The following is a 21652-nucleotide window of genomic DNA, read 5'->3' on the forward strand; positions in this document are numbered from 1 at the left end:
CCAGTATATCCCTTAACAGGGGCGGTTGGCAAAAGACTCACTGAAAATTCAGTGAGTCAAATCAACAATCGGGCTAAATTATTCTAAAACTAAACCTAAAGAGAAGAGCACGTTAGTGAGTAGTGCTGCTTTTACCATATGTTCAAGTAAAGGGCGCATCGCTTCACCAGAATGATCGGCATTAACACGTTTAATATGCAATAAAAGCATTGGTGTTGCGAGTAAGAATAGCCATGCTGTCCAGCGGTGCATATATAGAAGCGAGAAGATAATTAAGCAAGCAATAGAGAGAAAAATGACGCAGGTATGGTAAGTTCGTGAGCCAGCAGGGCCTAAGCGAACGGCCAATGTATTCTTACCCGCTTGGATATCACTTTCTAAATCGCGCATATTATTAATGTTTAGAACGGCGACAGACAGTAAACCACAGGCTGTAGCTGGAAGTAGGGTGACAATATCGAAGGTGTTAGATTGTAAGTAATAAGTTCCGATGACACTTAACCAACCAAAGAATATTAAGACAGAAATATCACCTAATCCCATATAGCCATAAGGGCGTCGGCCTACGGTATAGGTAATGGCTGCGACAATGGCGAGTAATCCCATCACTAAGAAGCCAATAGCGTCTTCTGGCTTTTTACAGGCGACAATAATCAGTGCAATACCACAGATACAGGAAATAATAACATTAAGGATCAGCGCTTTTTTCATTTGAGCTGCTGTTATTACGCCTTTTTGCATTCCACGAAGTGGCCCTAAACGCTCTTCTGTATCAGTGCCTTTTACTGCATCACCGTAGTCATTAGCAAGGTTTGATAGAATTTGTAATGTACCCGCTGTCAAAATAGCAAGCAGTGCAATAGGTAGCTCAAAATGCCCCATCCAATACGCTAATGCGGAACCGGTCACAATGGCAATTAACCCTAAAGGCAGTGTTTTGGGTCGTAAACTTTCAAGCCAGGCTTGAGTCCGGCTAGTGGAATTTAGAGAGCTCATGCTGAAATTCGATACTCATGTTCGTTGTTATTATAAAAATAAGAATGGGAGGCAAGCCTCCCACGTAAATATTGCTGATAAGGATCGCACAAGTTGATTATAAAATAAATCGACTCAGATCTTCATCTGCTACAAGCTCATCCAGATGCTGTTTCACATATTCTGCATCAATCAATATAGATTGGCCTTGTCGTTCGCTTGCATCGTAGGAAATTTCTTCCATTAAGCGTTCTAAAACAGTATGTAAACGACGAGCACCGATATTTTCGGTTGTTTCATTTACACGCCATGCTGATTCAGCAATTTTGCGAATACCGTCTTCAGTAAAGCTAATAGAAACCCCTTCGGTTGCCATTAAAGCTTCATACTGTTTTGTTAACGATGCATTAGGCTCTGTAAGAATACGCTCAAAATCTTCTGCTGTCAGCGCTTGAAGTTCAACGCGAATTGGCAGACGTCCTTGCAACTCAGGAATTAAATCAGAAGGACTGGAAACTTGGAAAGCACCTGACGCAATAAACAGGATATGGTCTGTTTTTACCATACCGTGTTTTGTTGAAACTGTACAACCTTCAACCAGTGGTAAGAGGTCACGTTGTACACCCTCACGAGAAACGTCAGGGCCAGAACTTTGACCGCCACGCTTACAGATTTTGTCTACTTCATCAATAAAGACAATACCGTGTTGTTCTACTGCATCAATAGCTTGTTGTTTAAGCTCTTCAGGATTAACTAATTTAGCGGCTTCTTCTTCAACAATCAGCTTAAACGCATCTTTGATTTTCATCTTACGCGCTTTTTGTTTTTGCCCAGCTAAATTTTGGAACATAGATTGTAATTGATTTGTCATCTCTTCCATTCCTGGAGGAGCCATGATTTCAACACCCATTGGTGTTGCAGATAATTCAATTTCAATCTCTTTATCGTCTAATTGACCTTCGCGTAATTTTTTACGGAAAGATTGACGAGCGGCTGAAGGTTCAGAGGCTTGCTCTGTGACACCCCAGTTATTTTTTGCAGGTGGAATAAGTGCATCAAGAATGCGTTCCTCAGCCATTTCCTCAGCACGGAAACGATTTTTATCAATCGCTTGGCTACGCACCATTTTGACCGCAGAGTCGGTTAAGTCACGGATAATAGAATCAACTTCTTTACCCACATAACCCACTTCTGTAAATTTAGTTGCTTCTACTTTGATGAAAGGTGCATTGGCTAATTTTGCTAAACGACGTGCAATTTCAGTTTTACCCACACCAGTAGGGCCAATCATCAGAATATTTTTAGGTGTTACTTCATGGCGCAGCGCTTCGTCGAGCTGCATACGACGCCAGCGGTTACGTAGGGCAATTGCCACAGCACGTTTCGCTTTGTCTTGACCAATAATAAATCTATCAAGTTCGCTGGCTATTTCGCGAGGAGTCATTTCAGACATGCTCTCAAATCCTTACTCTTTTGAAGAGAGTTCTTCAAAGTTGACATTATGGTTAGTGTAAATACAGATATCTCCAGCGATACTCAGCGCTTTTTCAGCGATTTCGCGTGCAGAAAGTTCAGTATTTTCTAGCATAGCTCTTGCCGCTGCTTGTGCATAAGGGCCACCAGAACCGATAGCAATTAAATCGTTTTCTGGTTGAACAACATCACCATTACCCGTGATGATAAGGGATGTGTTTTCATCCGCAACAGCAAGTAGCGCTTCTAATTTGCGTAGCATTCTGTCTGTACGCCAATCTTTTGCTAGCTCTACCGCAGCTTTGGTTAAATGCCCTTGGTGAAGTTCTAATTTGCGTTCAAACAGTTCAAAAAGAGTAAAAGCATCAGCAGTGCCGCCAGCAAATCCCGCAATGACCTTGTCGTTATAAAGACGGCGTACTTTGCGAACATTGCCTTTCATGACGGTATTACCCATCGTCGCCTGTCCATCACCACCGATTACAACTTGGCCCTTACGGCGAACACTTACGATTGTAGTCATGAGTCAGCCCCTGGTTTAATCAATAAAAATGAGACGGGAAGTAGCTATATTTGAAATACAGCACTGCCCGTAATGTGAATTAGAATTATAGGTGGGGGAGAAAATTTATTTTTCAACCCCCAGAAGAGCGAAGAATACAACCTGATACGCCAGCACCGGCGGCTTGTCTACTTACTGAATTGGCTTGTTCTTTACTGTAAGGGCCTGATAATACGCGTATCCAGCCATCATTGCCTTTTGTTACTCGACTTTCAACGCCAGAAAAAGCCAGTGTTGCTCTTACTGATTCAGCTTGCTCTGTCTTTTTAAATGAGCCACATTGCACTAAAAATTTTGCTTCAATAACAGCAGGTTTAGGCGGTGTAACAACAGTAGGTGCAGGCGCTTGCTCTGGTTGAGCCTGTGTTGGTTGTTGAACAACAGAAGGCTGGGGTGTTACTGGTGGTGTTACTATCACTTGCGAGCGCGGAACTTCCCCATTGTAAGGGACTTCGGGTAACTGAACAGCAGGTTGACGTTTATCTGCTTCAATTTGTTGTAAAAATCGCAGCTGCTCAGGTGAAAGTGTTGCTTTCGGATTAATCTGGCTACCTGAAGAGGGCGATTCGGGCAATAAAGGTGTGCCCACCTGACGATTTTCCAGTTCTTTAATGTACTGCCAACGCTCTTGCGGTTTAGGCGGTAAACTATTCGCTGGATGCTGCCCAGTGATTGCTGGTTCTGTTTCTACGGCTTCTTTTTTATTATGCGTAATAAAATAGAGGCCGCCGATAAACAGCGCCACAATTGCGATTGCCGTGATAAGTGTTGTTAAAGGCAACCCTTTAGCAGCCTTTTTACTTTTACTTTTCGTTGTTTTTTTGCGACGAGCAGATGTCTGCCCTCGTCCCACATAGTCTCGTTGTGCCACAGTTCGATTCGCTGATAATTAAAGGAATTGGTATCACGAACGATATGTTACTTAACATAGTGTGTTTTGCCTAGCTTTTAAGCTGACAGACACTATCTCTTATAATTAGCTCGCAATCTAATAAACGAGAACCAGGTGCAACAGGTCTACCTTGTAATTGATCGAGCAATAACAACATAGATTGACGTCCAATTTCATAACGAGGTTGTTCCATCGTAGTTAGTGCGGGTTCGCTATAACGTGTGATATCAAGATTATCAAAACCAATTACAGAGAGATCTCTTGGTAGCTCCAATCCTAATTTTTTAGCCTGCCACATCACACCAATTGCCATAATATCGCTATGGCAAAATACGGCTGTCGGTGGTTCAGGTAAAGAAATTAGCTTTTTCAGACTTTCTGCACCGCTTTCATGGGTAAAATCACCACGAATAATATAATCTTCACGTAAAGGTACACCTGTTCTACGCATTGCTTGAATATAGCCTTGCAAACGATAACGGCATAAAGGCATATCTTCAGGACCTGTAATACAAGCAATACGCTTATGCCCCATTTGTTGTAAATAGTGCGTTGCTCTAAAAGATGCAGTGAGATTATCGATATGAACAGTAGGTAATTCGAGCTCAGGCGCAAATTCATTCGCCATAATCATTGGAGGCAAATTTTTTTGCTCTTCTTTGGAAACATCAAAAGGAATATGTGAACCAAGAAGCAACATACCATCAATTTGTTTGGTGATAATGAGATTAATAAATGCATTTTCGTGTTTTTGCTGATGTTTGCAATCACCAATAAGAACGAGATAACCATGTTGTGCCGCAGTTTCTTCAATGCCACACACAACATCAGTAAAAAAAGGATCACTGATGTTAGGGACGATCACAAGGATCGTTTTTGACTCATTGCGCTTAAGATTTTTTGACAGGTTATGTGGGTAATAGCCCACGTCAAGAACAGCCTGTTCAACTTTCTGACGGGTTTGTGAGGATACTTTTTCCGGATTCATTAAAGTACGTGACACAGTTGCTGTGGACACGCCGGCTGCAAGGGCAACATCTTTCATTGTTGCTTGCGTATTATCTTTATTATTCTGTTGCAAACCCCATACCTCCCTTTTGGATGGTTTAGTTAAACGATTGCTTTTTTATTTGCAAAAAAACCGCCGGTGTTCAAAAAAAGATTTTATCGACGGTTTTAATTCGAGAAATATTCTAAATTGTTATTCTACCCGCTTTTTAAATAGATACTGTTACCTAGTTTGCATAAAAAGTGTGATACCAATCGTTTTTATGAGTTAGTTCGCAAAATTGATAAATAGTCTTGAACTGTAACTAGTATTTAATCAGAATTTTATTATCAACATAAATGTGGCTAAAATATATTCAAATAGATATAAATAGACGATCAACAATCTGTTGGGTCAACATCAATATTCCATTTTACTTTCTTACTTTCAGGTAAAGCCACAATTTGAGGATAAGTGACAGACATTAATTTTTGTAAATAACCCCGCGAAGGATGTTGTAGTAATAATTGCCAACGATAGTTCCCTCCACGTTTAGCTTGAATAGCAGGAACAGGCCCCATAACCCATAAATGGGGATCTCGCATTGGGTGCTGTTCAAAAAACTGTTTGAGTTGCCGTAAAAATTGAGGCGCACGTTGGTTATTATGATCTTCTGAACGGATCATTATATGGCTGGAATAAGGTGGTAAGAAGGTGGCTTGTCGCTCTTGTAAGGCTTCTTTGGTAAAAGCATCATAGCCTTTCTCTAATAGCGTTAATAAAAGTGGGTGATCAGGTTGGTGAGTTTGTAAATATACGGCGCCTTGCTTACCTGCTCGGCCAGCACGACCTGATACTTGTGTATAAAGCTGGGCAAAGCGTTCGGCCGCGCGAAAATCACTGGAGAACAGAGCGCCATCAACATCCAATAAAGCCACTAAAGTCACATCCGGAAAATGATGCCCTTTGGCTAGCATTTGTGTACCAATAAGAATGCGGGAGCCACCTTGGTAAATATCTTCAAGTTGTTGCTCTAAGGCCCCTTTACGGCTGGTGGTATCCTTATCAATTCGTGTTACAGGCGTATCAGGAAATAACTCACCAATCCCTTGCTCAAGTTGCTCTGTTCCTAACCCTACAGGCATTAAATTAGTTGAACCACATTGTGGGCATTGCGCTGGAATTCGTCGTTGACTATCACATTGATGGCAACGCAACATGCCATGTTTTTGATGTAGTGTGTAATAGTGATCACAGCGAGGACATTCTGCTATCCACCCGCATTCATGGCATAACAATGCGGGTGAAAATCCGCGACGATTTAAAAAGAGCATGGCTTGGTTTCCTGCATTCAGATGCTCTTTTATCGCTTTAATAAGAATAGGAGACAGCCCTGTTGTAAGTGGTTGTCCTTTTAAGTCAATCAAGTGTTCGGTTGCTGGCTTCGCATTGCCTGCTCGTTGGGTGAGTGTTAATTGCTGATATTTCTTTTGTTCAACATTAAAACTGGTCTCAATTGATGGCGTTGCTGTTCCCATCACAATAGGAATATTTTCTTGTTTTGCACGGAATACCGCTAAATCACGAGCATGGTAACGCCAACCATCTTGTTGTTTATAAGAGCCGTCGTGCTCTTCATCGATAATAATAATACCAAGATGTTGAAAAGGAGTCAGAAGCGCTGAACGCGTGCCAATAATAATCGCATTATCACCACGCTTGGCTCGTAACCAAACGGCTAAACGTTCTGTATCATTTAATCCAGAATGTAAAACATCTACAGGGGCATTAAAACGTGCTTTAAAACGACGAATAGTTTGAGGTGTTAAGCCAATTTCAGGTACTAGAACTAAGGCTTGCTTACCTTGTGCGAGAATTTTTTCTAATACACTTAAATAAACTTCTGTTTTGCCTGAACCAGTGATCCCTAATAATAACCAAGGTGAGAATTGATCAGCTTGAGCCGTAATGGCACCAACCGCGATAGCTTGTTCAGTATTTAATTTAAATCGTTCGCCTTGCACTGCAAAATCATTGTGCCAATGTATGGGGGCCGGTTGTATTGGGCGTAAGTCTGCAAACTCTTTCTTCTTTAGGTTATTGAGTGTTGCCGTGGTGATATCGAATTCATCAAGCTGGTGACGATATAAAGGTGTACGACGAAGTGCTGCTAAGGCTTGTTGTTGTTTTTTCGCCCCTTTTAAACTGTTAAGGTCGAGATTAGCTCCCTCTTCTGTGGCATACCATTGCCATAACGGAGTAAATTCAGCTGGTTTGCCTTGTCGTAATAAAATAGGCATGGCATGAAATAATACTTCTCCTAAAGGGTAGTGATAATATGCGGAAGCCCAATTTAACATATCCCACAGTACACCCGGGAAGAGTGTTTCAGTGTCGAGAATTTCCTCAATAGGTTTTAGCTTTTCGATAGGAAACTCACTATGTGTGCTGAGCCCTTTGACAATGCCAAGAGAACGGCGTTTATTCCCAAAAGGAACAATCACCCGACTGCCAATAACAGGCGCATTGATCTCTTCTGGTAACAGATAATCAAAGGAGGAGAACAGTGGTACAGGTAAAATTACCTGAACTATAGTCATATCAGGGTTTCCGAGTGTTTTAGCGAAAAGGTAGCGTTAAGAATATCACAAAAAGTGTGCAGATTTCATTGCGCGTTTAGTGGATATTCTGTATGATCCGCCCCCTTTGGTAGATAAATTACCAGACACTTAATTTCAATCAACACGACGTGTGGTGTTCGGCTGTGGGCTGAATGGCGACACGGCCTTAGTAGAGGTTTTCCATGCAAAAAGATATCCATCCTAAATACGAAGAAATTACTGCATCTTGTTCTTGCGGTAACGTTATGAAAATCAACTCCACAGCAGGTCACAACCTGAATCTGGACGTTTGTGATAAATGCCACCCATTCTATACTGGTAAACAACGTGATGTTGCAACCGGTGGTCGTGTTGATCTGTTCAACAAACGTTTCAAAATCCCAGGCAGCAAATAAGATATTTGTTGTCACAAGATATCAGCAAAGTCTAATATCTTGCGGACAGTTTGGAATTGAAAAAAAGCCCAAAGTTTTTGCTTTGGGCTTTTTTTATGGGTAAAGCCTTTTCTTTTTAGATAACGGTTTTGGTAGTGACAAGCCAGATTACAACTGATAAGTTATCTATTCACAAATCTATTCATTTATCTATTCATAAAGTAATTAATGCCATGACAATACGCTCTGAAATGATACGAAAAATACTACGTAATGGGCCTAGTGCATCAAGGCAACTTACTGATATTATGAATATTAGTCAGCCAACATTGTCACGGGCATTAAATACTCTGAGTGATGATATTGTTCGGATTGGTTCTGGATCTTCTATTCAATATGCTTTACGTGATATTTTCCGTGGGTTCAATTCAGTACCTATTTATCGCATAAATGAAGAAGGTAAAGTTAAGCCTCTAGGTAAACTGACGCCAGTTTTCCCAGAAGGTTTTGTTATGGAGCGGATAGATAATGTGAACCGATATAGTGAAGGTTTGCCGTGGTGGTTATTGGATATGCGTCCCCAAGGATATCTTGGGAGAGCTTATGCTTCTGCTTATTCGTCTGAGCTTGGTTTGCCCCAAAATCCAGATCGTTGGTCTGATACAGATATAATCAGAGCTTTACTGGCTCATGGGCATGATGCTGTGGGAAATTTGCTAATAGGAGAGCAAGCTAGAGATCAATTTCTGGGTATGCAGACACCAAAAATTGTTGAGCGCGCTAAAACTTACCCCACATTAGCACGAGCTGTTAGTTCGGGAGAGGATCCTGGTTCATCCGCAGGTGGGGAACAGCCCAAATTTTGCACCTATACAGAGAAAGGCCATGTTATCGTAAAATTTACGGCTTCCGATGATAACGCAGTTAGTGAGCGTTGGCGTGATCTGCTTCAAGCTGAGCATCTTGCATTAAAAGTGCTTGGAGTTGAAACGGAAGTTTTTGATTTTGAAGGACAACGCTTCCTTGAAATTCCACGATTTGATCGTGTAGGTTCACTAGGTCGCATAGGACTTTTTTCTTTACAGGCACTAGATGCTGAGTTTATAGGACGGGCAAGAGAGCCTTGGCCTGTGTTAGTTAATGAGCTAATTAAGCAAAAACGTGTTCATCCTGATGCTGCGATTAGCACAGCACGCCGCTGGGCATTTGGTATGTTGATTGGAAATACTGATATGCACCATGGCAATTTATCATTTATCAGTAGCCATGGTCGCCCATATGCGCTTTCACCTGCCTACGATATTTTACCAATGGGATTTGCGCCTAAGTCTGGTGGTGAAATAGTTAATACGCTTCGCCCAGTAACATTACTTGATGGGATCAGCGGTGAAATCTGGCAGGAATGTTTAGAGTTAGCCGAGCAGTTTTATACTTTAGCTAATAGCTGTAATTGTTTTTCCGACAATTTTTCGCCATGCCTTAAAGCATTACGTAGTCATCTTGATGAAGCAAGTTCGCGTATATCTCGCCTAGGATAATGATAAATAGACTTAAAAAATTAAGTTAAGATAATGCATTGCTGTGTTTGACGCAGATAACTGATGGGAAAAATCTTCGATGTATATCTAAATAACCCCCTTCGAGTAAAACCAAGGGGGTTGTCATAATCTGAAGCCCAAAGTTTTTGCTTTGGGCTTTTTTGTTCGTGTTAATCAAGCAATGAGTCAATAAATTGACGCTGATTAATACTCCCAAGTATCGGGATCAACCCCGCGCTGGCGCATTATTTCTTTTGCCTCTTCAGGGATTTCATCGTTACGTTCTTTACGTAAGTCTTCATCATTTGGGAGAGGCTGTCCGGTAAATGCGTGCAAAAATGCTTCACACAATAATTCACTATTGGTTGCATGTTTTAGGTTATTAACCTGACGGCGAGTGCGTTCATCAGTCAAAATTTTTAACACTTTCAAAGGAATTGAAACTGTAATTTTTTTTACTTGCTCACTCTTTTTGCCATGCTCAGCGTAAGGGCTGATATATTCACCGTTCCATTCAGCCATGGATTACCTTAATTAATATCATTTAGTTGAAGTCAGAATAGGGGAAAACCCACATTCTGATGGGCGATGCCAGTTTATCATGACTTTTCTAAAACCACCGACTCTTCTGACTGAAGATGAGAGAAAAAGCAATTATCACTGGCGATATCCTTAATTCATGTATTATTCCATTACTTAATCTATCCGTAAAGGAGTTTAGATGTCTAGATGTGTTGACGTCTTGGTGTCTAATTGGATATGCTGTTGTCGACTTCCCCACTTATCTCTGTGACAAGGTGCCTGTATGACGAAGAAAACAGCAACAATTGCTATCCATAATGGGCTAAATGAAGACTCACAATTTGGTTGTGTAGTACCGCCTATCTATCTTTCTAGTACCTATAATTTTTTAGAGTTTAATCAGCCTCGCGAACATGATTATTCTCGCCGTGGCAATCCCACTCGCGATATGGTGCAAAAAGCATTAGCTGAGCTAGAAGGTGGTGTAGGCGCAGTTGTCACAAGTAGTGGAATGTCAGCAATTCATTTAATTTGCACGGTTTTTCTTAAACCAGGTGATGTCATTGTTGCACCTCATGACTGTTATGGGGGGAGCTATCGTCTGTTTAATAGTCAACAAGAACGTGGCGCTTATCGTGTCATTTTTGTTGATCAAAATGATGATGTCGCATTACAACAAGCTTTAACTCACAAGCCTAAAATTGTTTTTATTGAGACTCCTAGCAACCCATTACTGAGAATAACGGATATTCGAAAGATCAGTGAATTGGCTCATCATCAAGGAGCTTTAGTGGTGGCGGATAACACTTTTATGAGTCCTGTTTTGCAAAAGCCGCTAACATTAGGCGCAGATATTGTTGTGCATTCCTGCACAAAATATCTTAACGGACATTCTGATATTGTGGCAGGTGTTGTTATCTGTCAGAGTCAGAAATTGCTTGAGGAGTTAAGCTGGTGGGCAAATAATATCGGTGTTACATCTGGCGCGTTTGATAGCTATTTATTATTACGAGGTATAAGAACACTCGTGCCACGAATTCGACTTCAACAAGAAAATGCACAGGCATTAGTGGCATTTTTACAGACACAACCTTTAGTCGAGAAAATATATTACCCCGCACTGGAAAATCATGCAGGCCATCAAATAGCAAAAAAACAGCAGCAAGGTTTCGGTGCGATGTTAAGTTTTGAGTTAAAAGGCGGATTGGCAGTGATTAAACTCTTTTTATCTCAATTAACACTCTTTACACTGGCAGAATCTTTAGGTGGGGTAGAAACCTTAATTTGTCACCCTGCCACGATGACACATGCAGGTATGTCAGAAGAGGCGAAAATAACAGCAGGAATAAGTTCCTCATTACTTCGTATCTCAGTAGGCATTGAAGATAGTCAGGATTTAATTAACGATTTGCAAAGTGCGTTTGATGCAGCAACTAAAAGGTAACCATGGATCATGAGCGTAGTGGCAATTAAACAACAGGCGGAACCGATTTGCCGCCAGTTACATAAATTCGGTGGTAGCAGTCTTGCAGACATAAAATGTTATCAACGTGTCGTGAATATCATGACAAACTATAGCCAACCTAATGATCTTATGGTTGTTTCAGCAGCAGGTTCAACAACTAATCAGCTAATTAGCTGGCTCAAACTAAGTCAAAGTGATCGCATTTCAGCGCATCAAGTTCAGCAAACATTACGACGTTACCAATTATCCTTAATCGAAGGACTTCTTTCAAAAGAGAATGCCGAACTTCTTTCTCAATCCTTTATTGCTGATCTCGAACGTTTGAGTTATTTGCTTGATAAGCCTATTACAGATGCGACTTATGCCGAAGTTGTCGGTCATGGTGAAATTTGGTCTGCGAAATTAATGGCAAAATTACTGACTGAACAAGGTTTACCGAGTGTTTGGTTAGACGCTCGTAAATTTCTGTGTGCAGAAAGAGCCGCACAACCTCAAGTAAACGAAACGTTATCTCGACCATTATTGCAATCACTATTAGCCAAGCATCCTGAAAGCCGTTTTGTAGTAACGGGTTTTATTAGTCGTAACCAACAAGGTGAAACCGTTTTACTGGGTCGTAACGGTAGTGACTACTCAGCGACACAAGTCGGTGCGTTAGCTGATGTCGGAAAAGTAACCATTTGGAGTGATGTTGCAGGGGTATATAGCGCTGATCCACGTAAAGTTAAAGATGCCTGCTTATTACCTTTATTACGCTTAGATGAAGCCAGTGAATTAGCGCGTTTAGCCGCTCCAGTTTTACATACACGGACATTGCAACCCGTATCAGGTAGTAACATTGATTTGCAACTTCGTTGTAGTTATCAACCAGAGCAGGGTTCAACTCGCATAGAGCGTGTCTTAGCATCAGGAACTGGCGCTAAGATAGTCACAAGCCATGACGATGTTTGTTTAATTGAGCTACAACTCTCATCTCATCAAAACTTTGAGCAAGTAGCAAAAGAAGTTGATGAATTGCTTAAGCGTGCGCAAATTCGTCCTTTAGCAACGGGTGTGGATAAAGATAGCCAACTTTTACAACTTTGTTATACCAGTGAAGTGGCTAACAGTGCGTTAGATGTATTACAAGATGCAGTTTTGCCGGGTAAATTACATTTACGTGAAGGGTTTTCTTTAGTGGCGTTAGTTGGGGCCGGTGTGTGTAAAAATCCACTGCATTGCCACCGTTTTTATCAGCAACTTAAAGATCAACCGGTTGAATTTATTTGGCATGCTGAAGATAACATCAGCTTAGTTGCTGTATTGCGCAATTATACTGAGCATCTATTACAAGGTTTACACCAAACATTATTTAGAGCTGAAAAACAAATTGGTTTAGTGCTGTTTGGTAAAGGCAATATTGGCTCTCGTTGGTTAGAGCTTTTTGCTCGAGAACAAGAGCCGTTATCCGCACGCAGTGATTTTGAATTTATTCTTGCTGGTGTCGTTGATAGTCGCCGTAGTTTACTTGATTATCAAGGCATTGATCCTAGTCGTGCCTTGGCTTTCTTTGATAAAGAAGCAACAGAACATACTGAAGAATCACTTTATCTTTGGATGAGAGCACATCCTTATGATGATTTAGTGATTGTTGATATTACAGCGAATGAGTCCCTTGCTGCATCTTATGAAGATTTTGCCAGCTATGGTTTTCATGTTATTAGCGCTAATAAAATTGCAGGCTCTGCATCAAGTTTGCGCTATCGCACCACACGAGACGCCTTCTCTAAAACTGGCCGTCATTGGCTATATAACGCCACTGTAGGCGCAGGTTTACCGATTAACTATACAGTGCGCGATTTACGTGAAAGTGGCGATTCTATTTTATCAATTAGTGGTATTTTTTCAGGTACATTATCGTGGTTATTCTTACAATTTGATGGCTCTGTGCCGTTTAGTGAATTGGTAGAACAAGCATGGCAACAAGGATTAACAGAGCCTGATCCGCGAATTGATTTATCAGGACAAGATGTAATGCGTAAGCTGGTTATTCTTGCTCGTGAAGCGGGTTATGACATTGAGCCAGAGCAAGTACGAGTTGAATCTTTAGTGCCTGTACAAGCTGAAACAGGGTCGCTAGAAGAGTTCTTTGATAACAGCGCGTTGATCAATGAGCAGATGGCACAGCGATTAGCCGCAGCAAATGAAATGGATATGGTATTGAGGTATATCGCGCGTTTTGATGCCAATGGAAAAGCCAAGGTGGGTGTGGAAGCAGTGAGAAAAGATCATCCACTGGCATCATTGTTACCTGGAGATAATTTGTTTGCGATTGAAAGTCGTTGGTATCGTGATAACCCATTAGTCATAAGAGGGCCGGGAGCAGGAAGAGATGTGACCGCTGGCGCAATTCAATCAGATTTAAACCGTCTTTCTCAATTATTATAATTTAATTATTTATTTTTTATTAAGGTTATCAGCGAGTTATTTTGTGCTGATAACCTTTTGTCATTTTTGTGTCATATCACTCAATTTTTTTAAATTCATTGGCTATACTTGAAGTATCTCTAGTCACAAAGGAGCGATTGATGTCAAAAGTAGTAAGACAGATTGTCCCACTAAGAAATGAAATGACGGAGGTGAACCATCAAGCTAAAGAGAACTATTGTCAGTAGCTCATGATGTGAAATTTAAGCGTCTTGAGTGGAAGTTGAAGTACAGTTACAACGTGTTTGAACGTTATTAAGAGTACAATTCGATTTACCACGTGTTTTACAACAGACAATTTAATTTACTGAAAAAACAATTCGTTATTCTTAATTTAAAGCGCTGATTTTTCAGCGCTTTATTCATTTTTATCTTATGAAAATTTTAATCGGAAAATTTAATCGAGTAAAAATGTAAAAGATAAGGAAATAAAGAGATGAGATAGCGCTATTGGCTATAACACATCAGAGAAATAAGCTAAAAAGCAAAAACAGACCAGACAAATTATCAATATTAAAAAAAATCATCTAAATTTTTCGCCAGATAAATTTTCATATATTCTCTCCTTTCTAGTAAAAAACTCTTCTTAGTAGATAAGAAACGAAAAAATGTCCTTATTCTTGGCAAAATTGAGCCAAAACAACACGAATATTAGCCATTCTTATAAGACTAAAGTCGTAATTAAATTTCAGAAAAATCCCCCAAAACGATTATTTTCTGATATGAATAGTAGGCTAAGTAAAAAAAGCAGTGTGGCTTATCACAAAAATCAAAATAAAGTCACATTAGAAATGAAAGTTAATTACACAACTGGGAGGACATGACTTTTCTAATAGGAAGATGCATGTTGTTACCGCCACAAAGACAAGGTCAGGAGTCTCATGAATCAACAATATTCTGCTATGCGTAGCAATGTCAGTATGCTTGGCAAGCTACTTGGAGATACGATAAAAGAAGCACTTGGTGAAGAAATTTTAGATAAGGTTGAATCTATTCGAAAATTATCTAAATCATCACGAGCGGGTAATGAAGTACAGCGACAAAAGCTGTTACTCACGTTACAGAATCTCTCTAATGATGAATTATTACCCGTTGCTAGAGCATTCAATCAATTCTTGAACCTGACGAATGTAGCCGAACAATACCATAGCATTTCACCTCATGGTGAAGCTGCGAGTAATCCGGTGGCATTGGCAAAATTAATCTCTCGACTGAAAGATAAGAATTTTACGGACGCACAATTAAAAGAAGCCGTAGAACAAATCTCTATTGAACTGGTATTAACGGCGCATCCAACTGAAATTGCACGTCGTACACTGATCCATAAGCTGGTTGAAGTGAATACTTGTTTATCTCAACTCGACCATGATGATTTAGCCGATTATGAACGCACGAATATTATGCGTCGCTTACGCCAGTTAGTTGCTCAATCATGGCACACAGATGAAATTAGAAAAATCCGTCCAACGCCAATTGATGAAGCAAAATGGGGTTTTGCTGTTGTTGAAAATAGTTTATGGGAAGGCGTGCCCGCTTTCTTGCGTGAATTTAATGAACAGCTTAAAGAATCGATAGATTACAACTTACCTGTAGAAGCCTCACCTATTCGTTTTACATCATGGATGGGAGGAGACCGTGATGGTAACCCAAACGTTACAGCTGAGATCACACGCCACGCCTTACTATTAAGCCGTTGGAAAGCCGCTGATTTATTCTTAAATGATATCCAAGTCCTTGTTTCAGAACTTTCGATGACAGAAAGTACACCTGAATTACGTGAATTGGCGGGTGGTGCTGATGTTGCAGAGCCTTATCGTGAAATTGCTAAACAGTTACGCACTCGCTTACAAGTGACTCGTGATTATTTAGAACAACGTATTAAAGGCCAACAATCTTTACCACCTGAAGGGCTATTAATTGATAATGCAGAGCTTTGGGAACCACTGTATGCGTGTTATCAATCGCTGACTCAGTGCGGTATGCGTATTATTGCCAATGGGCAACTGTTGGATACATTACGTCGTATCCGTTGTTTTGGCTTACAACTGGTTAAACTGGATATTCGCCAAGAAAGTACCAATCATACGGAAGCGCTCTCTGAATTAACACAATATTTAGAGTTGGGCGATTATGCAACTTGGTCGGAAGAACAAAAGCAAACATTCTTACTAGAAGAATTAAACTCTAAGCGCCCTCTTATTCCTACAAATTGGCAGCCTAGTGCTCCGACACAAGAAGTATTTGAGACTTGCCGTGTTATTGCACAATCACCAAAAGATTCTATCGCGTCTTATGTTATCTCAATGGCAAAAGTGCCTTCTGATGTATTAGCAGTAAAACTTTTATTAAAAGAAGCGGGTGCGGATATTCGCTTACCTGTTGCTCCGTTATTTGAAACACTTGAAGATTTAAATAACGCTGAAAGCGTGATGACGCGTTTGTTTGATATTCCGTGGTACCGCGATTTAATTGATGATAAGCAAATGGTGATGATTGGCTATTCAGACTCTGCAAAAGATGCGGGTGTGATGGCTGCGTCATGGGCACAATATCGTGCTCAAGATTCGTTGATCAAGCTCTGTGAAAAATCAGGTGTAACATTAACACTATTTCATGGACGTGGCGGTACTATTGGTCGTGGCGGTGCACCCGCTCATGCAGCATTACTTTCTCAACCACCGGGAAGCCTGAAAGGTGGCCTGCGTGTAACTGAGCAAGGTGAAATGATCCGCTTTAAGTTTGGTTTGCCACAAGTGACAATCAGTAGCCTTGCTCACTATGCTGGCGCGATTTTAGAAGCGAATTTATTGCCACCACCAGAGCCCAAAGCCCCTTGGATTGAAGTGATGGATTCATTGTCTGACGTTTCTTGTGCAATGTATCGTGATTATGTTCGAGGGCAAGAAGACTTTGTGCCTTACTTTAGGGCAGCAACCCCAGAAGGGGAATTAGGAAAATTACCTCTTGGCTCACGTCCTGCCAAACGTCGCCCAACGGGTGGCGTTGAAACATTACGTGCTATCCCGTGGATCTTCGCATGGACACAAAATCGCTTAATGTTACCTGCTTGGTTAGGCGCTGGTGCTGCATTACAGCATGAAATCGATAGCGGAAAACAAGCGGTATTAGACGATATGTGTGAGAATTGGCCGTTCTTCAATACACGTATTGCTATGTTGGAAATGGTGTATGCCAAAGCAGATTTATGGTTAGCAGAATATTATGATCAACGTTTAGTTGAAGAGCGTTTGTGGCCATTAGGAGCGAAATTACGCCAACAACTTTCTGATGATATTAAGAGTGTCTTGGCAATTTCAAAAGATGAGCATTTAATGGCAGATTTACCATGGGTAGCGGAATCTATTGCACTACGTAATGTGTATACCGATCCATTAAACGTACTTCAGGCTGAATTATTACAGCGCTCTCGTACTCATAGCGAGTCTGATCCCCGTATTGAACAAGCGCTAATGGTGACGATTGCCGGTATTGCAGCGGGTATGCGTAATACTGGTTAGTGCTGAGCGAGTTAAAAATGAAAAACAGCGCTTAATTAGGCGCTGTTTTTTTTATGCTTATTTATTTTAAAGATGCGATAAATAAAATGCAGTTAACACGAAAAATAAACCAGCGTTGATGCCAATCAGTTACCCCTTTATTGAGAGAGGAAAATAAAGAGTAACTAGAAAATTGTTTTGCGATTATTTTTTGATTTTTTGCATCACAACATTTACGAAAAAGAATAAAAAAACTGCCTAATTCACGAACGGCCTGTTGGCGGAGTGCTTTTGCTAATAACTGATCAGATTGTTTATCGGCTTCTTTTAATAGTTGTAAGATTATCTGCAAATAACTTTGTGTTCGCTTGGCTTCTTTTTGTGGGTCGGGTTTACGTGTAATCGAGTCAGGATTAGCACAGTAATAATAGAGAGGTTGGTTATCAAAACCTATCCGCTCTGCAACAAGCGCTAATTGCGCTGTCCACAAAATATCTTCATGATAAAGCCCCTCAGTAAATTGCAGTTGGTATTTTTTTATTAAGTCATGTCGGATTAATTGCAACCAAACGAAATGAGGCCATTGATGTTGAGCGACGGCATAAATGATCCACTCACTACCTTTTATGACTTTTTGATAAGGCTGTCGTTGATGGATTGGTCTTTGGTGCTTTTTAAGATCACTTGGATTGAATCGTTCGCCATTGCCAATTAAAACATCAACGTGTTGCGTAACGGCGAGTTGATACCAATGTGCGAGTAATTCAGGTTTAATAAAATCATCACTATCAAAAAAAACTATCCATTCACCTTGAGCATATTTTAACCCCGTGTTTCTTGCACTGGATAATCCTTGATTAGTTTGATGATAAAGCTTCACACGTGCATCTTTTTGACAATAAGACGTTGCGATTTCAGCACTATTATCTGTCGAGCCATCATTAATAATAATGACTTCAATATCGGTGAAAGTTTGAGTGATCACACTATCCAATAATCTCGTAATACGAGACGCTTCATTAAACATAGGAACGATGACAGAAATTTGGGGTGTTTTCACAAGGTTGAGCCAATTATCAATAAGTAAAGTTTTACTATCTTACCCTTTTTTTGCCTCTTCATAAGACTCAATCGCACTTATTCGTGCTTTGGCATGATCAACTATCGGTAATGGATAATCGAGAGGATTATTAGTTTTTGCTGCCCACTCATGAGGAGTGTGAATATATCGACTAGGCACATTGGCTAGCTCAGGAAGCCAATGACGAATAAATTCGCCATCGGGATCAAACTTACGACCTTGGGTTGTGGGATTGAAAATTCGAAAATAAGGTACTGCGTCGGTTCCTGTTGATGCTGCCCATTGCCAGCCACCATTATTTGAAGCGAAATCACCATCAATAAGTTGGGACATAAAGTAACGTTCACCCCAGCGCCAATCAATTAATAAATCTTTGACGAGAAAACTGGCGGTGAGCATCCGTAAACGGTTATGCATCCAACCTGTATGATTAAGCTGTCGCATTGCTGCATCAATAATAGGAAATCCGGTTAAACCTTGTGCCCAAGCATTAAATTCCTCTTTATCATTGCGCCAATTAATTTTTTCTGTCCAAAGTTGAAAGGCAATGTGTTTGCATAAATGGGGATTTGCCACCATTAAGTGTTGATAAAACTCTCGCCAAATTAATTCGTTAAACCAGATAAAAGCACCTGATGCACTATTTTCTAGAAAATCAGGCTCTGTTTGATATAGGCGATTAAAACATTGGCGAACAGACAGTAATCCATGAGTGAGATAAGGGGATAATCGACTTGTGCCATCAACTGCAGGAATGTCTCGCCATTTTGCATAGTGTGGGGCGCTTTCATAACAGAATTGTTTTAAGCGTTTAAGTGCTTCTTCTTCAGTGGCGATAAAAGAGGGTGAACTTGTATTTTCAAGTGAAAACAGCGGAGCTTTTAAAGGTGATACCGCTTTTTGATGTATTCTGATCTCTGGAATAGGTAACGAAGCGTTATCTTGTGAAAAAAAGAGTCGCAAGAATGCATTTCTAAAGGGAGTAAAAACTTTATACATCTCCCCTTGTTGGGTGACTACATTACCCGGTGGAATAAACACATTGTCATGATAGGCATAAACGGTTGTCTTGTTCTCTAGTAATTCTGTCACTTTTTTATCACGGCATTGCTCATTAAGGGCATATTGGTGATTGAAAAAAAGTGCGGTAACTTGATGTTGTTGACAATAGCGCGCGACTTCATTAGCGGCATTTGAATAAGTGTCGCTAATCACTAATGTTAGTGGAATATTAAGTTGTGCCAGTGATATCGAAAGATTAAGTAATGCATCATGAATAAACGCCTGACATGACAAAGCCATATGATGGGCTCTCCATTGTTCAGGCGTAATAGTGAAAAGGGCATGCACCTGTGCGTGTTTATCTTGGCAAGCATTAAAGAGTGCTTTGTTATCCGTCACTCTTAAATCATTACGAAACCAAACTAAATGAACAGGGGACGGGTGCATGTAACCTCTCTTAATCTAATTTAGGATGTTGATCGATAAGGGCTTGGCGTTTTTTCTGCAATGCTTCAATTTCCGCTTCGATATCTTCAACACGATGTTCAATACTATCATAGTGCTCTGACAAAATTTCTTTAGCTTCTGATTTATCAGATGCTGCCGGTGTTGCTCCACGCAACGGTTTATTGGCAGTTTCAATCATCTTAATCCCCGTGATCAAACCGACAACGGCAACAATCATCAGATAATAAGCAGGCATATATAAATCACCGCTCGCTTCAACTAACCATGCAGCTACTGTTGGTGTTGCACCTGCTATTAATACGGAGATATTAAATGCGATTGCTAATGCACTATAACGAATATGAGTCGGGAATATGGCCGGTAAAATAGATGCCATTACTCCCGTAAAACAGTTAAGTAAAACCGCAAGAATTAATAATCCTAAGAAAATTAAACCGATTTCATCACTGTTAATCATCATAAACGCAGGGTAAGCAAGGACAAATAAGCCAATACTACCGCCAATAACAAAGGGTTTACGGCCAATTTTGTCACTCAATAACCCAATTACAGGTTGTACGAACAACATACCTATCATAATCGCGATGATGATCAGCACACCGTGATCTGCCGAATAGTTTAGGTTATGAGATAAATAACTCGGCATATAGGTTAATAACATATAATAAGTGACATTAGTGGCAATCACTAAACCTACACATACGGTTAAACTTTTCCAATATTTCGATGCGATTTCACGTAATGAAACACGAGGTGGATCTTGAATAGATTTTCGGTCGTCGCTATTCATTGCATCAACATGTTGTTGGAATGCAGGTGTTTCTTCTAAAGCATGACGTAAATATAAGCCAATAAGACCTAACGGTAATGCTAAGAAGAACGGAATACGCCATCCCCATTCATGAAATGCGGCTTCACCCAAAATAGTTGAGATAAGTACAACAACACCCGCACCCATGACAAAGCCTGCGATTGAACCGAAATCTAACCAGCTTCCCATAAATCCACGTTTACGATCTGGTGAGTATTCAGCAACGAAAATTGCAGCTCCTGAATATTCACCACCAATAGAGAAGCCTTGTGCTAGCTTGGCAAGTAATAATAAGACTGGTGCCCAAATACCGATGGTTTCATACGCAGGGATAAGACCGATGGCAAACGTACTGAGTGCCATAATAATGATGGTGACAGATAAAACTTTCTGGCGACCAAATTTATCCCCTAGCATTCCAAATACAACACCGCCTAATGGTCTTATCAAGAATGGTACAGAGAAGGTGGCAAGAGCCGCGATCATCTGTACGCCAGGTGATGCTCCAGGGAAGAAGACTTGACCTAAAACGTAAGCAAGGAAGCCGTAAACACCAAAGTCAAACCATTCCATGGCATTACCTAATGCGGCAGCAGTGATGGCTTTTTTGAGCTTACTATCATCAATAATGGTTATATCATTGATTTGTAGTGGTTTGTTTCTTTTTTTCTTCATTTTCATATTAAGTGACCTTTATTAAGGTATTCGTAATTTCTTGTTATTCAATTAATTAAAAGAAATGAAGTGACTATTTGTTAGCGAGAAGAGTGAGTGATAAAAATTCACTAAAAAACAGCTTACTTCTACCAAAATTAAATAGTGATATTAAGCTAATAGATAAGAGAATATTTATTAAGTATAGATGAGATTGAATAAGATAATAGGAAGTTTTCTTTGTTGTTTTGATATAACAAAAC

General features: G+C 40.3%; 15 protein-coding genes. 5 read left to right on the forward strand and 10 right to left on the reverse strand.

All coding sequences use genetic code 11. The features are described 5' to 3' along the window. Positions 1-78: 78 nt before the first annotated feature. The 6 genes from ABN256_RS14090 to priA form a co-directional block, all read right to left on the reverse strand. On the reverse strand, positions 79-996 hold the full coding sequence (locus tag ABN256_RS14090; protein WP_072070628.1) for a 1,4-dihydroxy-2-naphthoate polyprenyltransferase: 918 nt from the start codon (positions 994-996) through the stop codon (positions 79-81). A 97-nt stretch (positions 997-1093) separates the two neighbouring features. Beyond that, positions 1094-2428 carry an ATP-dependent protease ATPase subunit HslU gene (hslU, locus tag ABN256_RS14095; protein WP_072070627.1) on the reverse strand — a complete coding sequence of 445 codons (1335 nt, stop codon included), beginning with the start codon at positions 2426-2428 and terminating at the stop codon, positions 1094-1096. Positions 2429-2440: 12 nt separating this feature from the next. Next, positions 2441-2971 carry an ATP-dependent protease subunit HslV gene (gene hslV, locus ABN256_RS14100; protein ID WP_006534149.1) on the reverse strand — a complete coding sequence of 177 codons (531 nt, stop codon included), beginning with the start codon at positions 2969-2971 and terminating at the stop codon, positions 2441-2443. A gap of 112 nt (positions 2972-3083) precedes the next feature. Then, the gene (locus tag ABN256_RS14105; RefSeq protein WP_349439613.1) at positions 3084-3881 is read right to left on the reverse strand and encodes an SPOR domain-containing protein; all 798 of its coding nucleotides are present in this window, start codon (positions 3879-3881) and stop codon (positions 3084-3086) included. A 70-nt stretch (positions 3882-3951) separates the two neighbouring features. Next, a complete protein-coding gene (gene cytR, locus ABN256_RS14110; protein WP_072070625.1) occupies positions 3952-4983 on the reverse strand; it encodes a DNA-binding transcriptional regulator CytR in 1032 nt (343 codons plus the stop codon). A 305-nt stretch (positions 4984-5288) separates the two neighbouring features. Next, entirely contained in the window at positions 5289-7490 is a 2202-nt protein-coding gene (gene priA / locus ABN256_RS14115; RefSeq protein ID WP_196554602.1) for a primosomal protein N', read from the reverse strand. Positions 7491-7693: 203 nt separating this feature from the next. On the opposite strand from priA, the gene rpmE reads away from it, so the two are divergent. Continuing rightward, complete coding sequence (gene rpmE / locus ABN256_RS14120; protein ID WP_006534140.1) at positions 7694-7906, forward strand: 50S ribosomal protein L31; 213 nt, start codon at positions 7694-7696, stop codon at positions 7904-7906. A 212-nt stretch (positions 7907-8118) separates the two neighbouring features. Beyond that, positions 8119-9423 carry a type II toxin-antitoxin system HipA family toxin YjjJ gene (gene yjjJ, locus ABN256_RS14125; RefSeq protein WP_072070683.1) on the forward strand — a complete coding sequence of 435 codons (1305 nt, stop codon included), beginning with the start codon at positions 8119-8121 and terminating at the stop codon, positions 9421-9423. Between the two features lie 204 nt (positions 9424-9627). Here the strand turns inward: yjjJ and metJ are convergent, their stop codons facing one another. Next, positions 9628-9945 carry a met regulon transcriptional regulator MetJ gene (metJ, locus tag ABN256_RS14130; RefSeq protein ID WP_006534139.1) on the reverse strand — a complete coding sequence of 106 codons (318 nt, stop codon included), beginning with the start codon at positions 9943-9945 and terminating at the stop codon, positions 9628-9630. Between the two features lie 283 nt (positions 9946-10228). Between metJ and metB the strand changes: the two genes are divergently transcribed. The 3 genes from metB (at position 10229) to ppc (ending at position 17394) form a co-directional block, all read left to right on the forward strand. Continuing rightward, entirely contained in the window at positions 10229-11389 is a 1161-nt protein-coding gene (gene metB / locus ABN256_RS14135; RefSeq protein ID WP_349439615.1) for a cystathionine gamma-synthase, read from the forward strand. Positions 11390-11398: 9 nt separating this feature from the next. Continuing rightward, positions 11399-13837: a bifunctional aspartate kinase/homoserine dehydrogenase II gene (locus tag ABN256_RS14140; RefSeq protein WP_349439616.1), complete on the forward strand. Its 2439-nt coding sequence runs from the start codon at positions 11399-11401 to the stop codon at positions 13835-13837. 920 nt (positions 13838-14757) lie between these two features. After that, positions 14758-17394 carry a phosphoenolpyruvate carboxylase gene (gene ppc, locus ABN256_RS14145; protein WP_115351270.1) on the forward strand — a complete coding sequence of 879 codons (2637 nt, stop codon included), beginning with the start codon at positions 14758-14760 and terminating at the stop codon, positions 17392-17394. Between the two features lie 61 nt (positions 17395-17455). Here the strand turns inward: ppc and ABN256_RS14150 are convergent, their stop codons facing one another. From ABN256_RS14150 to proP, 3 genes are read right to left on the reverse strand one after another with little or no spacing between them, the layout of a single operon-like run. After that, positions 17456-18433, reverse strand: coding sequence for a glycosyltransferase (locus tag ABN256_RS14150; protein WP_349439617.1), 978 nt, complete (start codon positions 18431-18433; stop codon positions 17456-17458). Positions 18434-18472: 39 nt separating this feature from the next. Beyond that, positions 18473-19903, reverse strand: coding sequence for a deoxyribodipyrimidine photo-lyase (phrB, locus tag ABN256_RS14155; protein ID WP_349439618.1), 1431 nt, complete (start codon positions 19901-19903; stop codon positions 18473-18475). A gap of 10 nt (positions 19904-19913) precedes the next feature. Then, entirely contained in the window at positions 19914-21416 is a 1503-nt protein-coding gene (proP, locus tag ABN256_RS14160; protein ID WP_196554598.1) for a glycine betaine/L-proline transporter ProP, read from the reverse strand. Positions 21417-21652: the final 236 nt, after the last annotated feature.

Origin of the sequence: Proteus sp. fly-1008 (genome assembly GCF_040140305.1) — a bacterium.
GTDB lineage: Bacteria > Pseudomonadota > Gammaproteobacteria > Enterobacterales > Enterobacteriaceae > Proteus > Proteus vulgaris_B.

Excerpts from the sequence above, each read along its gene's own strand:
- ppc (WP_115351270.1), top strand. The coding sequence starts at position 14,758 with ATGAATCAACAATATTCTGCTATGCGTAGCAATGTCAGTATGCTTGGC.
- hslU (WP_072070627.1), bottom strand. The coding sequence starts at position 2,428 with ATGTCTGAAATGACTCCTCGCGAAATAGCCAGCGAACTTGATAGATTT.
- yjjJ (WP_072070683.1), top strand. The coding sequence starts at position 8,119 with ATGACAATACGCTCTGAAATGATACGAAAAATACTACGTAATGGGCCT.
- rpmE (WP_006534140.1), top strand. The coding sequence starts at position 7,694 with ATGCAAAAAGATATCCATCCTAAATACGAAGAAATTACTGCATCTTGT.
- ABN256_RS14090 (WP_072070628.1), bottom strand. The coding sequence starts at position 996 with ATGAGCTCTCTAAATTCCACTAGCCGGACTCAAGCCTGGCTTGAAAGT.
- hslV (WP_006534149.1), bottom strand. The coding sequence starts at position 2,971 with ATGACTACAATCGTAAGTGTTCGCCGTAAGGGCCAAGTTGTAATCGGT.
- ABN256_RS14140 (WP_349439616.1), top strand. The coding sequence starts at position 11,399 with ATGAGCGTAGTGGCAATTAAACAACAGGCGGAACCGATTTGCCGCCAG.
- metB (WP_349439615.1), top strand. The coding sequence starts at position 10,229 with ATGACGAAGAAAACAGCAACAATTGCTATCCATAATGGGCTAAATGAA.
- proP (WP_196554598.1), bottom strand. The coding sequence starts at position 21,416 with ATGAAAATGAAGAAAAAAAGAAACAAACCACTACAAATCAATGATATA.
- phrB (WP_349439618.1), bottom strand. The coding sequence starts at position 19,903 with ATGCACCCGTCCCCTGTTCATTTAGTTTGGTTTCGTAATGATTTAAGA.
- priA (WP_196554602.1), bottom strand. The coding sequence starts at position 7,490 with ATGACTATAGTTCAGGTAATTTTACCTGTACCACTGTTCTCCTCCTTT.
- metJ (WP_006534139.1), bottom strand. The coding sequence starts at position 9,945 with ATGGCTGAATGGAACGGTGAATATATCAGCCCTTACGCTGAGCATGGC.